General features: G+C 35.7%; 14 protein-coding genes. 8 read left to right on the forward strand and 6 right to left on the reverse strand.

Features of this window, described 5'->3' with window-relative positions; all coding sequences use genetic code 11:
- Positions 1-119 precede the first annotated feature (119 nt).
- A complete protein-coding gene (locus tag CIB95_RS06450; RefSeq protein WP_094923464.1) occupies positions 120-863 on the reverse strand; it encodes a TraR/DksA C4-type zinc finger protein in 744 nt (247 codons plus the stop codon).
- Positions 864-1,054: 191 nt separating this feature from the next.
- Here CIB95_RS06450 and CIB95_RS06455 point away from each other — a divergent pair, with 191 nt between their 5' ends.
- The gene (locus CIB95_RS06455) at positions 1,055-2,239 is read left to right on the forward strand and encodes a CaiB/BaiF CoA transferase family protein (RefSeq protein ID WP_094923466.1); all 1,185 of its coding nucleotides are present in this window, start codon (positions 1,055-1,057) and stop codon (positions 2,237-2,239) included.
- A gap of 14 nt (positions 2,240-2,253) precedes the next feature.
- Positions 2,254-3,447 carry an acyl-CoA dehydrogenase family protein gene (locus tag CIB95_RS06460; protein WP_094923468.1) on the forward strand — a complete coding sequence of 398 codons (1,194 nt, stop codon included), beginning with the start codon at positions 2,254-2,256 and terminating at the stop codon, positions 3,445-3,447.
- A gap of 60 nt (positions 3,448-3,507) precedes the next feature.
- Here CIB95_RS06460 and CIB95_RS06465 read toward each other — a convergent pair whose 3' ends face one another.
- Positions 3,508-4,686 (reverse strand): aminotransferase class I/II-fold pyridoxal phosphate-dependent enzyme, encoded by a 1,179-nt coding sequence (locus CIB95_RS06465; protein WP_094923470.1) that lies wholly within the window; start codon positions 4,684-4,686, stop codon positions 3,508-3,510.
- A gap of 73 nt (positions 4,687-4,759) precedes the next feature.
- Between CIB95_RS06465 and CIB95_RS06470 the strand changes: the two genes are divergently transcribed.
- The 5 genes from CIB95_RS06470 (at position 4,760) to CIB95_RS06490 (ending at position 10,349) form a co-directional block, all read left to right on the forward strand.
- Positions 4,760-6,244, forward strand: coding sequence for an aldehyde dehydrogenase family protein (locus CIB95_RS06470; protein WP_094923472.1), 1,485 nt, complete (start codon positions 4,760-4,762; stop codon positions 6,242-6,244).
- A 23-nt stretch (positions 6,245-6,267) separates the two neighbouring features.
- Positions 6,268-7,428, forward strand: a complete 1,161-nt coding sequence (locus tag CIB95_RS06475; protein WP_198949169.1) for a saccharopine dehydrogenase family protein — start codon at positions 6,268-6,270, stop codon at positions 7,426-7,428.
- 10 nt (positions 7,429-7,438) lie between these two features.
- Positions 7,439-9,097 (forward strand): thiamine pyrophosphate-dependent enzyme, encoded by a 1,659-nt coding sequence (locus CIB95_RS06480; RefSeq protein WP_094923476.1) that lies wholly within the window; start codon positions 7,439-7,441, stop codon positions 9,095-9,097.
- 65 nt (positions 9,098-9,162) lie between these two features.
- Positions 9,163-9,585, forward strand: coding sequence for a nuclear transport factor 2-like protein (locus tag CIB95_RS06485; protein WP_094923478.1), 423 nt, complete (start codon positions 9,163-9,165; stop codon positions 9,583-9,585).
- Positions 9,586-9,707: 122 nt separating this feature from the next.
- Positions 9,708-10,349, forward strand: a complete 642-nt coding sequence (locus tag CIB95_RS06490; RefSeq protein WP_158217574.1) for an SIMPL domain-containing protein — start codon at positions 9,708-9,710, stop codon at positions 10,347-10,349.
- Between the two features lie 179 nt (positions 10,350-10,528).
- Here the strand turns inward: CIB95_RS06490 and CIB95_RS06495 are convergent, their stop codons facing one another.
- From CIB95_RS06495 to CIB95_RS06510, 4 genes are all read right to left on the reverse strand, one after another.
- A complete protein-coding gene (locus CIB95_RS06495) occupies positions 10,529-11,869 on the reverse strand; it encodes a sensor histidine kinase (protein WP_094923482.1) in 1,341 nt (446 codons plus the stop codon).
- Positions 11,866-12,528 (reverse strand): response regulator transcription factor, encoded by a 663-nt coding sequence (locus tag CIB95_RS06500; protein ID WP_094923484.1) that lies wholly within the window; start codon positions 12,526-12,528, stop codon positions 11,866-11,868. The genes CIB95_RS06495 and CIB95_RS06500 overlap by 4 nt, the downstream gene beginning before the upstream one ends.
- 63 nt (positions 12,529-12,591) lie before the next feature.
- Complete coding sequence (locus CIB95_RS06505) at positions 12,592-13,197, reverse strand: hypothetical protein (protein ID WP_094923486.1); 606 nt, start codon at positions 13,195-13,197, stop codon at positions 12,592-12,594.
- 128 nt (positions 13,198-13,325) lie between these two features.
- On the reverse strand, positions 13,326-13,916 hold the full coding sequence (locus CIB95_RS06510) for an SCO family protein (protein ID WP_094923488.1): 591 nt from the start codon (positions 13,914-13,916) through the stop codon (positions 13,326-13,328).
- An 81-nt stretch (positions 13,917-13,997) separates the two neighbouring features.
- Here CIB95_RS06510 and CIB95_RS06515 point away from each other — a divergent pair, with 81 nt between their 5' ends.
- Positions 13,998-14,285, forward strand: a complete 288-nt coding sequence (locus CIB95_RS06515) for a hypothetical protein (protein ID WP_094923490.1) — start codon at positions 13,998-14,000, stop codon at positions 14,283-14,285.
- Positions 14,286-14,288 lie beyond the last annotated feature (3 nt).

The following is a 14,288-nucleotide window of genomic DNA, read 5'->3' on the forward strand; positions in this document are numbered from 1 at the left end:
TTCTTCACACTTTTTATTTACGATAAGTCAACATCAACTCGTAATACTCGTTGTGTTTCCTTTATCTCAAACAAAGTGCTCCAGAATTTATGGCGCTAAACGGTCGCTTCATCTTTTCTTTATTCCCCGCCAAAGAAGTCAATGTCCGAAGCATCTACTGCACTGGAATTCATGTGAGTTGCATCATATTCTGCTTCATATTGCTCATGCTTTCGATTTGGGTATATTTGCGTGTTCTTTCCGTCTATGTCATTACCGATAAATGTTTCTAAATCTTCTACGAATCCTTCAAGTTCTTCTCCTTCAGCAATCATTTCATTATAATCATCTTTATTTTGTTCGCCAAAGTCAGATGGTGTATCTGACGTACCATAACTTGCAACGGCTTGAAATGTGTCTTCAGCATCGTAAAATGTTGCATCACGATCATCATTTACGAAACTCTTAAAAGGTGTACCTAATACATCTTCTTCTGCAGGACGTTCGTGGTGAACAATTTTATTTTTACTATGATCAATACATACGGTTGCAGTTGGTAACACTTCTAGACGCTCTGCGTTAATTTCACTTCCACAAACTTCGCATATTCCATAAGTCCCTTGCTCCATTTTTGCGAGGGCATGGTTTATTTCTTCGAGTTCTTTTTCACTATGTTCATTTAAGGCAATATCTTTTTCACGTTCATACAGCTCAGTTCCCAAATCACCTGGGTGATTATCGTAATTAGATAATTCTCCAACTGTTTCATTGGCGTGTGCATTTTCTAAGTCAAAGTGATCATTTCGACCGATAGTTTCCTCAAGTTGTTTTTTTCGATTTGTAAGGCGCTTTTTAAATGTTGCTTTCTTTTCATTAGATATCATAAGAAATCTCCTTCCTCCACTTTACGAGGTACTTCTTTTAGTATGTGAAAAAACGGGCTATTTTTCCGAAAAGTGGTCTGTTAATTTTTAGCAATTATTACAGTAGACATGTTTGTTTTTCAAGTGACATATATATCATTAAGCAAATAAAAAGAATTCCTTATATACCAAGGGATTAGGAGGAAGGTGTCATGAAAGCATTACCAAATATTAAGGTACTTGATTTAACGCGTGTTTTAGCTGGACCATACTGCACGATGATATTAGGTGATTTAGGAGCGGATGTCATTAAGGTTGAAGCGCCAGGTGGAAGTGACGATACGAGAAAATGGGGTCCACCATTTATAGCAAATGAAAGTGCTTATTACTTATGTACAAATCGTAATAAAAGAGCATTAACAATTAATTTGAGAACAGTACAAGGGCGTAACATTATAAAAAAACTCGTTAAAAGCAGTGATGTAATTATTCATAACTTTAAGACGGGGGCTATGGAAAAGTGGGGCTTAAGTTACGAAGAGCTCTCGCAAATAAATGAACAGCTAATCTTTTGTTCGATAAGTGGCTTTGGCGAAACAGGTCCATTAAAGGGACAACCTGGGTATGATGCAATGATTCAAGCGATGGGCGGTCTAATGAGTATTACTGGAAGTAAAGAGTCTGGACCTACGAAGGTTGGTGTTGCAGTTGCCGATTTATCTGCAGGGCTTTATGCAACGATTGCGATTTTAGCAGCACTAAATGAAAGAAATAATTCGGGGAAAGGACAAAAGATTGATATTTCCCTCTTTGACACGCAAATTGCCATGCTTGCTAATGTTGCAAGTAACTATTTAATCTCTGGAAAGGTGCCAGAATTACATGGCAATGAACACCCAAATATTGTTCCTTATCAACCTTTTCACACGAAAGATGGACAACTTGTCGTTGCTGTCGGGAATGACACACAGTTTGAAAAGCTTTGCCAAGTCATTGGGCTAGATTCTCTCTTGGCAGATTCACGTTTTGCCACAAATGCCAAGCGTTTAGAAAACAGAGAAGAACTTCTAAATATATTGAAAGAAACCATTCTGAACTGGAAAAAGGCAGATCTTCATGAAAAATTAGTTGGAGCTGGTATTCCAAGTGGGCCAATTCAAAATGTAAAAGAAGTGTTTGAACATCCGCAAACAAGCGAAAGGAATATGGTAGTTAAAGCCGCCTTTCCTAATCAAGAATCGGTAAGTCTTGTCGGTAGTCCTTTAAAAATGAGTAGGACAAAGATATCGGTTGAGCGCCACCCTCCAAAAGCAGGAGAGCATACAGAGGAAATTTTAACGGAGCATGGCTTCTCTGAAGAAGAGATTGCCTTATTAAAAAAGGAAAATGTTATTTAGAAAGGGTGAAAAATATGAAGTTTACATTATCAGATGAACAACAAATGGTAAAAAAAATGGTTCGAAAGTTTGTTGACGAACATATTAATCCACACATTCAAACATGGGATAGACAAGGATATTTTTCTACAGAAGTCTTGAAAAAGTTAGGAGAGCTCCATTTAATGGGTGTTTGTATCCCGAAAAAATATGGTGGGGCGGGGATGGATTACAATACGCTAGCAATCGTTTGTGATGAGTTAGAGCGTGGAGATACTGCATTTCGAACTGCGGTATCGGTTCATACGGCATTGAATAGTATGACGCTTTTGCAATGGGGAAATGAAGAACAAAAAATGAAATATTTAGTGCCGCAATCAAAGGGTGAGAAAATTGGTGCCTTCGGATTAACAGAGCCAAATGCAGGGAGTGATGTTGCTGCCATTGAAACTTCAGCACAACTAAACGATGACCATTATGTGATAAATGGCTCAAAAACTTGGATTTCATTATGTGATATTGCCGATCACTTTCTAATTTTTGCTTATACGGATAAATCGAAAAAGCATCGTGGAATTAGCTGTTTTATCGTTGAACGTGATTTCCCAGGAGTATCCTCAAAAGCGATCAAAGGAAAGCTTGGCATTCGTGCTGGTAATACAGGAGAAGTTATTTTAGATAATGTAAAAGTTCCTAAAGAAAACTTAGTCGGTGAAGAAGGAGAAGGATTTAAAATTGCAATGTCAGCGTTAGACAATGGAAGGTTTACAGTTGCCGCTGGGGCATGTGGTCAAATCAATGCATGCTTGGAAGCAAGTTTAGCTTATTGTCATGAAAGAGAAACGTTTGGTAAGAAAATTGGTGAACATCAACTTGTTCAACAAATGATTGCAAAAATGGTTGTTTCCCTCGAGAATTCCCGGTTATTAGTTTATAAAGCAGGAGAATTAAAGAATGAAGGTAAGCGGAATACAAAGGAAACATCATTAGCAAAATGGTATGCATGTGATGCAGCGTTTGATGCAGCTGTTGATGCAGTGCAAATTCATGGTGCATACGGATATTCCGATGAGTACCCAGTTGAAAGATTCTTACGAAATGCAAAAGCACCAGTAATTTATGAAGGAACAAGAGAAATTCATACGATAATGCAAGCTGAGTATGCGCTAGGGTACAGACAAGATAAAAAATTAAGAAAAATGCTCCCGTCATGGCCGTTTAACGAATAATACAGCATTGCTCCTCATATAAAGTAATAGTGGCTTGTCCAAATAAAAAAGGCTCATACGTTATGAGCCATATTGTTTTAAACAGTAACCTATCCGTCTTATTGCTTGTATTAATCGATCTTCTTTGACAGATAAAGAAATGCGGAAGTTATTATTGCTATATGAACCAAATGCAGTTCCAGGTGTTACAACTACTCCAAACTTATCTAGTAAGTTATAGCAAAATTCATTCGTGTCGACTGTATTTGGTAGTTTTACCCACAGATAAAATGTAGCTTGAGCTGGTGTTACTTCAAGATTCATTTCATTCAGCAGCCGTACTGCAATAGTTCTTCTTTGTTGAAAGATTTTATTCATTGCAGGAATAGATGAAAGCTCATGTTCCAAGGCGTAAGTAGCAGCTTTTTGAATGGGGATAAATTGGCATGTATCAGTGTTATTCTTTACTGTTGCGAGCGCTTTAATAATGTCTTTGTTCCCAACAACATAGCCTATTCGCCACCCTGTCATACTAAAAGATTTTGAAAAAGAGCCAAATTCTACGCAGCATTCTTTTGCACCTTCAACTTGTAAAATGCTTGGAGCTGGTTTGTTGTCAAAAGTCATTAATTGATAGGCAGCATCATGAGCAACTGCAATGCTATTTTTCTCAGCAAATGCAACAGTTCTAGAGAAAAAATCAATGTCAGCTGATGTAGATGTAGGATTATTTGGATAGTTAAGAAACATTAACTTACTGCATTGTAATATTTCATCAGGTATAACAGCGTAATCGGGTAAGTAGTCATTCTTAGCTAAAAGCGGCATTTCATACGCTGTTGCATCAGCTAAATATGTTGCCGTTTTGTAAACAGGATAGCTTGGATCAGGAATTAAAACGATATCATTTTTATCAGCGAGAGCAGGAACGATGTGAGAAATTCCTTCTTTCGATCCAATTAATGTTAAAACTTCCTCATTAGGATCTAACGTTACGTTGTATACATTTTTGTAATAATTAGCCACAGCTACACGGAACTCTTCAATTCCACTAAAAGGAGAATATTGAAACACTTGTTGCTGTGATGCTAATTCCGTTTGTAACTTATTGACGATGGAAGGAGGGGTTGGTAAATCAGGGGCTCCAATTCCTAAATCAATAATATCAATTCCTTCATTAATTAATTCCTTTTTCTTTTTATTAATTGAAGTAAAAACGTATGGTGGGATTCTCTTTAAACGGTTTGATAGTACATCCACTTATAAAACCACCTTTCATTTTTTAGTTATTACACAAGCTTTTACTAATTTTATTCCGGGGGAGGACAAAAAGATGACAAGAGAATATTTAAATTATATTAATGGTGAATGGGTAGCTTCAAAAGGTAATGAATATAGAGAAAACTACAATCCAGCAACAGGTGAATTATTAGGGAAGGCAACACAATCTACTGCTGATGATGTTTCTTATTCTGTAAGTATGGCGAAATTAGCCCAGCGTGAGTGGAGAAATGTACCGGCCCCAAAGCGTGGAGAAATTTTAATGAAAATTGGGGATTTGCTTAAAAGAGATAAAGAACGACTAGCTAAGATATTAACGGAAGAAATGGGGAAAGTGATTGTAGAAGCTAGAGGGGAAGTTCAAGAGGCCATAGATATGGCCTATTACATGGCTGGCGAAGGAAGACGTTTAGTCGGTCAAACAACGCCATCGGAATTGCCAAATAAACATGCCATGTCAATGAGGGTGCCAGTTGGAATAGTTGGGATTATTACACCATGGAATTTCCCAATTGCAATCGCCTCATGGAAAATGTTCCCTGCTCTCGTAAGTGGAAATACTGTCGTCTGGAAGCCTGCATCCGATACACCTGCTTTAGCAACAAAATTTATGAAAATTATTGAAGAAGCTGGAGTGCCAAAAGGAGTCGTAAATTTAGTGCATGGTTCTGGGAGTGTTGTCGGCGAGGCTATTGTCGATCACCCAGATGTGGGAGTTGTTTCTTTTACTGGCTCGACAGAAGTAGGCAGTGAGCTTGCTTCAAAAGCTAGTAAAAAGTTAAAAAAAGTTTCATTAGAAATGGGCGGCAAGAACGCAATTATAGTTATGGAAGATGCAGATATTGAATTAGCATTAGAAGGAATATTATGGAGTGCATTCGGAACGAGTGGTCAACGCTGTACTGCTTGTAGCAGATTGATTGTTCATAAAAGTATAAAGGAAAAATTAACTGAAAGATTAGTTGCAAAAGCAAAGGAATTAATATTAGGAAACGGCTTAAATGAGAAAGTTCAAGTAGGACCTGTAATAAATGAAAATGCACTTAAACAAATCAAAAAGTATGTAGAAATTGGCAAGCAAGAAGGAGCGACCCTTCTCATTGGTGGGGAAAGAGAGCATATAGACTTGCTGAAAGACGGCTATTATTTTCAGCCAACCATTTTTACGGATGTTGATCCTTCGATGAGAATTTTTAAGGAGGAAATTTTTGGCCCTGTTTTATCAATTATAGAAGTCAATAGTTTAGATGAGGCAATTGATATAAATAACAATACCGTTTATGGTCTGTCTAGTTCAATTTACACCGCGGATGTAAATGCTGCGTTTCGAGCAATGAGAGATCTACAATCAGGAATCGTTTATATTAATGCAGGAACGATTGGAGCGGAAATTCATTTGCCATTTGGTGGAATGAAACAAACTGGAAATGGTCATCGTGATTCGGGATTGGCAGCGTTAGATGTATGTACGGAATGGAAAAGTGTTTATGTTGACTATAGTGGTACATTACAGCGTGCTCAAATAGATAATAACTAGTACTTTATAAAAGGGGGGCTATCATGAATTATTTAGTTTTAGGTGCAGGATTAATGGGTAAAGAAGTAGTAAGAGATTTGCTTGAAAGTCCTAATGTTTCAAAGGTTGTCTTAGCAGATGTGGATATAAAAAAGGCAAAAGCTGTTACTTCCTCTTTCTCTTCGCTAAATTGTGTAGCAACTTATGTTAATGCAAACGACGAAGATGAACTAGTTGAACTATTAAAAAGTTTTGACGTTGTAATTAACGCTCTTTTCTATACATTTAATGTAAAAGTAGCTAAAGCTGCAATAAAGGCAAATGTGTCCTTATGTGATTTAGGAGGACATATAGGAGCTGCGACAGATCAAGTTCTTTCATACAAAGAGGAAGCAAAAAATGCTGGTATAACAATAATTCCAGATCTAGGTGTTGCCCCTGGCATGATTAATATTTTAACAGGATATGGTGCTAGTCAATTAGATGATGTAGAAGGTATCCAACTACGTGTTGGCGGTATTCCAGTTAAACCCGAACCACCATTAGAATATAACCAAGTGTTTTCGATGGAAGGTGTTTTTGATCATTACACGGACCCATCACTAATTATCCAAGATGGTCATATGAAAAGCGTTCCTTCTCTATCGGGAATTGAGACACTCTACTTTGATCGTTTTGGGCCATTAGAAGCTTTTCATACTGCTGGCGGGACATCGACAATCTCTGAATCATTTTCACATGTTAAGCATTTAGACTATAAAACAATTCGTTATAAAGGTCATGCCGAGAAAATGAAGCTGCTAGTCGACTTGAATTTAACTAAGGACGACTATTATGTGACATTGAATGATACAAAAATAAAACCGAGAGATGTTTTGTTAAAAACGCTTGAACCGATTGTCAAACTTGGTGAAAAAGATGATGTCGTTTTACTGAGAGTTATCGTTAATGGTGTGAAAAATAGTAAACGAATATCAAAAGTGTATGAAATGGTGACATACAACAATAAGGAAAGAAATATTACGGCAATGGCAAAAGCTACAGCTTACACGATATCAGTTGTTGCTCAATTTATTGCCAATGGAGATATAGTAAAAACAGGTGCGTTCCCACCGGAAAAAATAGTGCCAGGTGCACAGTACATTACAGAAATGGCTAAACGAGGTGTTCAAATTACGGAAACAACGATCGATTTGAACAATTAGGAGGCATATGATGAAAAAAAAGATGTCAGTAGCTCAAGCTATTGTAGAAGTGCTCTCTACTGAAAATAGTCAATACATTTTTTGTGTGCCAGGTGAAAGTTATTTAGGATTGTTGGACGCATTATACGATAGTGACATTAAAGTTATAGCAACGCGCCATGAAGGAGGAGCATCCTTTATGGCCGAAGCTTATGGAAAAGCAACAGGAAAGCCTGGACTAGCGATGGCAACGAGAGGTGTTGGTGCAGCAAACTTATCAATCGGAATTCATACAGCATTTCAAGATTCAACTCCGATGATTATCTTTATCGGTCAAGTAAACCGAAAATTTAAAGGACGAGAAGGTTTTCAAGAAGTTGATTTAGAAAAGTATTTTGCACCAATCTCTAAATGGGTTGTAGAAGTACAACATGCTGAACAAATTCCTGAAATTATGAAAAGAGCCTTTTTTGTTGCAACATCAGGTAGGCCAGGTCCTGTAGTCATTTCCTTGCCTGAAGATGTCCTAGTAGAAGAAAGAGAGTTTGAACTGTTAGGACCTTCTCCGAAGCCACCAGCACCTGCTCCTGGAAATGAAGAGTTAGATAAAATGAAACGAATGATTGAGAATGCGGAAAGACCAATCATTATTGCTGGGGGAGGCATTAATACTGCTGGTGCAAAAAAAGATCTTCTCTTACTAGCTGAAAAGTGGAACACTCCAGTCATATCAGCTTTTAGAAGACATGACGTTTTCCCACATCAACATCCTCTTTATGCCGGACAGCTAGGTCTTGGTACACCAAAGGAGATCATTGAAACGGTATCCGAAGCAGATGTTATTATTGCGATAGGGACTCGTCTTTCGGAAATAACAACTCAAGATTATTCGTTATTTAACAAGGAACAAAAAATTATTCAAATTGATATAGATTATCAATCAATGTTTAAAGGTTCAAATCCAGTCCTTCCAATAGTCGCTGACGCAAAGGAGGCGATTTCTCAACTTTTAAAAGCGAGCATTCTATTAAAATGTGAAAAAGCAAAGTTGTTTGCTAGAAAAAGAAGACTAGCATATGAAAACACATTGCTACCGCAAAGCATAAAGCCTGAAGCTTTAAAATATAAAAATATTATCCATCTATTAGAAAAGCACTTGCCAAAGGACGCAATCATTACAAATGACGCTGGTAATTTTGCTGGTTGGCTGCATCGCTTTTTTAAATTTTCAGAGACAAATATTTATATAGGTCCAACTTCAGGAGCAATGGGATATGGCTTGCCAGCTGCAATTGGAGCAAAGTTAGCAAATCAAGAAAGGACAGCCGTCTGTTTAGCTGGAGATGGTGGTTTTATGATGACTGCTCAAGAACTAGAAACGGCTTCTAGATATAATGTTCCAATCATTAGTATCATTTTTAACAACGGTATGTATGGAACAATTCGGATGCATCAAGAAAAAGTTTATCCAAACCGAGTCATTGCCACTGATCTCAGTGAAATGTCGTTTGCTAAATTAGCTAGTGCCCTAAACATTACTAATTATATTGTCCATTCCGAAAAAGATTTTGAGGCAGCACTACTGCAAGCTCTCGAGAATGATACGGGCGCTGTTATCGAAATTATGATGGAAAAAGAGCAAATATCGGTTACCACGACACTATCTGATTTAAAGCAAAAACAGCATTAATATACCAAATGTTGCTTGTTCGTGCTAAAATAGTAGTAAATTTACTATGAATGTGAGGCACGAACATGAAAAAATTAGTATTACCAGCGATCATTACTGGCTTGTTTTTAGTCAGTGGATGTGGTCAGACAATTGAAGAAGAAGCAAAAGATACTGTTGAAACGTATATGGAAGCTGTTGAAAAAGAGGAACTTGAAACGGTTATCGAAATGTTAGCGAAAGACCATCAATATGAAATGCCGGACTTAGCATTTGAAATGTTATTTGACAGCTATGACTTAGATTATGAAATTGAAAAAATGACGGTTGTATCTGCAGATGAAAATAAAGTAGTTATTGAAGTTATCCAAACGAACAAAATAATTAATGTAACCGGCCAAGAGTTTCTTAAAGATAGCCGTGTCACAGCAACACATACTTTAGTAAAAGAAGATGGAGATTTAAAGTTTTTAAGTACTGAATATAGCAATGCTGAAGAACTAAAATAAAGGTTATGCCAATTTTAAATAAATCCAAACGATTTCAGAATTTCATCTGATTCGTTTGGATTTTCTTTATGCCATTTTTTTAGTGCCTACTCATATACATATGTATAAGGGGAGGGATGCTTTTGCAATATTTATTACCACCACATATAAAAGCTGAAGGAAAAGGGACGGTAAAAGTTGAGCCAGACCAAGCGGTTGTTACAGTAGGTGTGGTAACAAAGAATCAAAACGCCGAAAGTGCACAGAACGAAAATGGTAAGATTACAAATAAAGTAATTTCTGCTTTGGAAGCATTAGGTATCGGGGAAAAGGAAATTGAAACTGCATCGTATTCCATCAATCGGGAAGTAGATTATGTAAATGGTCAAAAAATTGAGCGGGGATATATCGTCAACCATCAATTAATGATTACAATCAATGATCTTAAAAAGATTGGAAGTGTTTTAGATACAGCAGTAAAAGCCGGCGCAAATGTCGTCCATTCTTTACGTTTTCAACTCCGTGATGAAAATAAAGTTTATCGTCAAGCTTTGAAGGAAGCAGTCAGTGATGCAAGGAAAAAAGTAAATGCCATAGCTACGAGTCTTAAAGTTTCTGTTTACGCTATTCCATATAGTATTGAAGAACGAAGTACAGGGATTGTGAGGCCTTTTGATACGATGCAATTGGAGAGTGTCAATAAAGGTACGAAAATCATGACAAAACAAGTTGAAGTAACTGCAAATATTAGTATGATTTGTACGATTGCTAACTTGCAGCAATAAATGATAGAGGCTGGACAATAACTAAGCCTGGCCCGTGGAAAGCGAGAGATTTTGACGGAGCATTATATTTTCATCGAAATAAAAGAAAGAACTGAACGATCCAGATTTTAAGTCTGAATGAGTTCAGTTCTTTCTATTCTTATAAACTTTTTGTCCCAACTTCTTTTCAATGCGTGGCTTCATTTCTTAATAGGGACAATTATATCATAAGCTACACCATGTTCTGCATTATTAATTGTAATTGAGCCATTGTGTGAATCAATGACCTTTTTTACAATTGTTAGACCAAGTCCAAAATTTCCTTCCAAACCTTTTGAAAATGGTTCAAATAACTTTTCTAGTAATGCCTCATCAATCTTAGGGCCATCATTCCAAATGTGCAATTTACCAAATTCGTTTTCTTTAGAGAAAGAAATCTTAATTTGAGTTTTAGCATAACGGAGGCAATTATTTAAAATATTTTCCAATGCTACTTCAAATTGGGCCCTATTGCCAATCATTCCAAAATCATTATTTTCAATTACCCAATTCACTTCTCTTTTTTGATGTTTTACTCGGTTCGATACAGCTTGTAGTAATTCAAGAATTTGAAATGGTTCGTATTGTTTATGTTTCGTTTCTAAATATTGTAGTTTTGTTAAATAAAGTAGATCTTGGATTTTTGTCTCTAACCTTTTTGCTTCTTCAGAAATGACTTCCGTCGTTTTTTCTAATGTACCTTTCACGTACAAACCATCCCGAATTGCTTCAGCATAACTCTGTATAATCATGACCGGAGTTTTTAAGTCATGAGAAATGTTTTGCATAAAAGATTGTTGTGCTTTATCTTGTTGAAGTAGTTGCTTTCGCATTTCCTCAATCGATTGTGCTAATTCACCTAATTCATCACTTCGTTTAATGTTTAATGGTTCATCCCAATTTCTTTTTGCAATTTTTCTTACGTGCAATTTCATCGTGATAATCGGCTTCGTTAATCGTTTTGCAAGTCCTGAGGAAATAAAAATACTAATCACGATTATAATTGCCATTAGGAAGAAAATCCTTTTAAACAAAGTAACAACAAGTTCATCTCTGTACGTATCCCACATGAATGAAATTACGTAATAATTCTTTTCATGCTCGACTAATTTTTGAGCAACGATAAATATTGTTTCTCCTTGAAATGGAATGGAATATTTTTTACTACTTACGTTTTCTCTATTAATATTAGTAATTATTTTTGAGATGATTAACGGATTTAACTTTGTTCCTTTTATTATCTTTCCTTCATTATTTACTAGTACGTGATTTACTGTTCGTATCGATTGGATTTCTTGGGGAGAATCGATCTTCCCTATTTCTAAGTCACGATTTTTATTATAAAAAAATTGTTGAGAGTAATGTATTGTTGTAAATATTTCTTCCGTAAAAAAATTTTTCAAAGTAATAGGGAGAAAAAATAATAGTAAGAGAGAAGTGCATAATAGTAAACCTGTAAATACAGCTGTAATTTGAATGAATAATGGCCATTTTTTCATCATTGTGGCATCCTATACCCATATCCATAAATTGTTTCTAGAGGTAGGTTTGGCATTTTTTTTCGCAATCGACGAATTAAGTCATCTACGACACGGTCAGATCCAAAGTAATCTTCTCCCCAAATGGTAATTAAAATATTCTCGCGAGAGAACGCAACGCCTTTATGGTTACAGAAATAACATAGTAAATCGAATTCTTTTGCAGTTAGTTCAAGAGAAGTGCCTTCAAACAAAACGTCACGTTTGTTTTCAAATATTTGGTATTCTCCGCAATGTAAAACAAGGTCTTGTTGTTTCGGACTACCGTAAACACGTTGAAGTACATTTTTAACACGAATCGTTAGCTCCCTTGGAAGAAATGGTTTAGAAATATAATCGTCACAGCCCATTTCTAATCCAATAACACGATCTAGCTCAGCATCACGAGCTGAAATGAAAATGACTGGCACATTACTTTTCTTTTTGACTTCTTTTAGTAATTGAAAGCCATCAATGTCAGGAAGCATAATGTCTAAAATCCACAGGTGTGGTTCATCACTTGAAGCTAATGCTTCTTCACCTGTATGGAAAGAGTGGACTATCCAATCTTCTTTTTTTAAATAGGTTGTTAATATTTCGTTAAGTGATTTCTCATCTTCAACTATGTTGATGACATATTGCATCGTTACTCCCCCTATAAATATGAAAAGAAAGGACGTAGCTAGACGTCCCTTCGGTAAATTCTCTTAATTTGAAAAAGAAGCAATGAACGCTTTCAGACGCTCATTTTGTGTTTTAAATACTTCTAAAACTTTTGGAAGTGTTTGGCGAATTAAATCAGCATCTTCAGAGGCAATAGCCTCGTTAAATTCCTTTATTAATTCATGATGCTTTTCATGGTTTCCAGCGAAGTCGTGTTTGTCCTTGAAGTGGCCGAATTTTTCTTTCATTATTTGATGAGCTTCTTCTTTCGTTAGTTCGCCATTTTTTACTTGTTCATGAAGCTTTTTCATTTCTTCTTTGTACGTTTCTTTAATGCTTTCTTTTTTGCTAGCTTTTAATTCTTTTATTTGTTCCATTAAGCTTTTCCGTTCAGCAAGAACTTCTTCCCAGTCACTTAATTGATCGGGTGTATATTTTTCTGCGAGTAGCTGAAAGTACATACCTTTATGAACACCTAATTTAATATGGTCTCGTTTATGCTCCCATTTCTTTTTCATCACATCAGTAATTTTGGTCTTTTTGTTTTGTTCTTTAGCAGAGTCTTCGTCTGTTTGAGCAAATGCTAGAACAGGTAAAGCTAACGTTAACACTATCGCAAGAATAAATCCTTTTGATTTTAAGAACTTCATTTTTTCATCTCCTTAAATCGTTTTTTAATACATTTATAGGATAGCCAATAAATATCGAATGAAAATCGAAATAATGTGTGAAATTATGTGATGGCAATGATAATTCTATCTAATTAAATAATATATTTTTACTCGTTTAGGAGCAAGTCAATATCTGTTAAGAGTTGTTCATGATTAAAAGGAACGTTAGGTTTTGTCATTTCATAAATTCCCCGGATGCGATTCTCTTTATCAACTAAGTAAAATTTTGTTTGATGAGAAAAGTAGCCGCTTGCAGTTTTTTTATAGATTAATTTAAATTGCGAAATGGCTCTTTCAGTTTCTGTAACAGTTCCATGTAGCCATATCCAACCATTAAAGTCTGCTTCAAAAGCCTTTGCATATTTTAGCAACGTTTCTTTATCATCTCTTTCAGGATCAAAAGACATCGTTATTAATTGAACTTTATTTGCAAAAAGGTCTTTTTCTTTCAAATTAATTTGTAGACGTTTAAAGTCATTCATTGTCATTGGACATATATCAGGGCAATTCGTGTAAATAAATGCGATGACTTTAATCGTATTATTATCGAAAAAGTATTTCTCATTAGTAATAGAATTCATTTGGAAAGGTTCAACTGTATGTAATACAGGAAGAGTTTTTCCATTTGGCCAAAAAGTGTAAATTAGTGCACCAATTGATAATAACAATAAGATTATAATCCTTTTTTTATACTTCATATGTAACACCTCTTTAGAATTTTGGTTTATTGTACGTGTCCTATTATTAATATGCTCATAAACTATTAATATGGAATGGGGGTGACTATTATTGCTACAAAAGAATTATGTGGTACGGAAGTAATCATTCGTTTAGGTGGACTAAAGGAAAAGCTCACTCATAAGCTAAATGAATTTAAAGGATCTGTGTTAGAAGTTGAACATGGCTGTCTAAAGAAAAGGAAAATAAGTGGGGAAGTACTACTAACTATCTTTCAGTTCTTGCACTTGAAAGAACGGAACAAAGTTGTCATGTTGCCTTTACCTTTAATTCACAGGATTACTCATGATGGAAAAGAGATTTTAAGTGAAGTTGAAGGTAAGAATTAATTA

It is taken from the genome of Lottiidibacillus patelloidae (assembly GCF_002262935.1).
Classification (GTDB): Bacteria; Bacillota; Bacilli; order Bacillales; family SA5d-4; genus Lottiidibacillus; species Lottiidibacillus patelloidae.

Coding starts and splice junctions, on each gene's coding strand:
- CIB95_RS06450 (WP_094923464.1), bottom strand. CDS start 863: ATGATATCTAATGAAAAGAAAGCAACATTTAAAAAGCGCCTTACAAAT.
- CIB95_RS06455 (WP_094923466.1), top strand. CDS start 1,055: ATGAAAGCATTACCAAATATTAAGGTACTTGATTTAACGCGTGTTTTA.
- CIB95_RS06460 (WP_094923468.1), top strand. CDS start 2,254: ATGAAGTTTACATTATCAGATGAACAACAAATGGTAAAAAAAATGGTT.
- CIB95_RS06470 (WP_094923472.1), top strand. CDS start 4,760: ATGACAAGAGAATATTTAAATTATATTAATGGTGAATGGGTAGCTTCA.
- CIB95_RS06475 (WP_198949169.1), top strand. CDS start 6,268: ATGAATTATTTAGTTTTAGGTGCAGGATTAATGGGTAAAGAAGTAGTA.
- CIB95_RS06480 (WP_094923476.1), top strand. CDS start 7,439: ATGAAAAAAAAGATGTCAGTAGCTCAAGCTATTGTAGAAGTGCTCTCT.
- CIB95_RS06485 (WP_094923478.1), top strand. CDS start 9,163: ATGAAAAAATTAGTATTACCAGCGATCATTACTGGCTTGTTTTTAGTC.
- CIB95_RS06495 (WP_094923482.1), bottom strand. CDS start 11,869: ATGATGAAAAAATGGCCATTATTCATTCAAATTACAGCTGTATTTACA.
- CIB95_RS06500 (WP_094923484.1), bottom strand. CDS start 12,528: ATGCAATATGTCATCAACATAGTTGAAGATGAGAAATCACTTAACGAA.
- CIB95_RS06505 (WP_094923486.1), bottom strand. CDS start 13,197: ATGAAGTTCTTAAAATCAAAAGGATTTATTCTTGCGATAGTGTTAACG.
- CIB95_RS06510 (WP_094923488.1), bottom strand. CDS start 13,916: ATGAAGTATAAAAAAAGGATTATAATCTTATTGTTATTATCAATTGGT.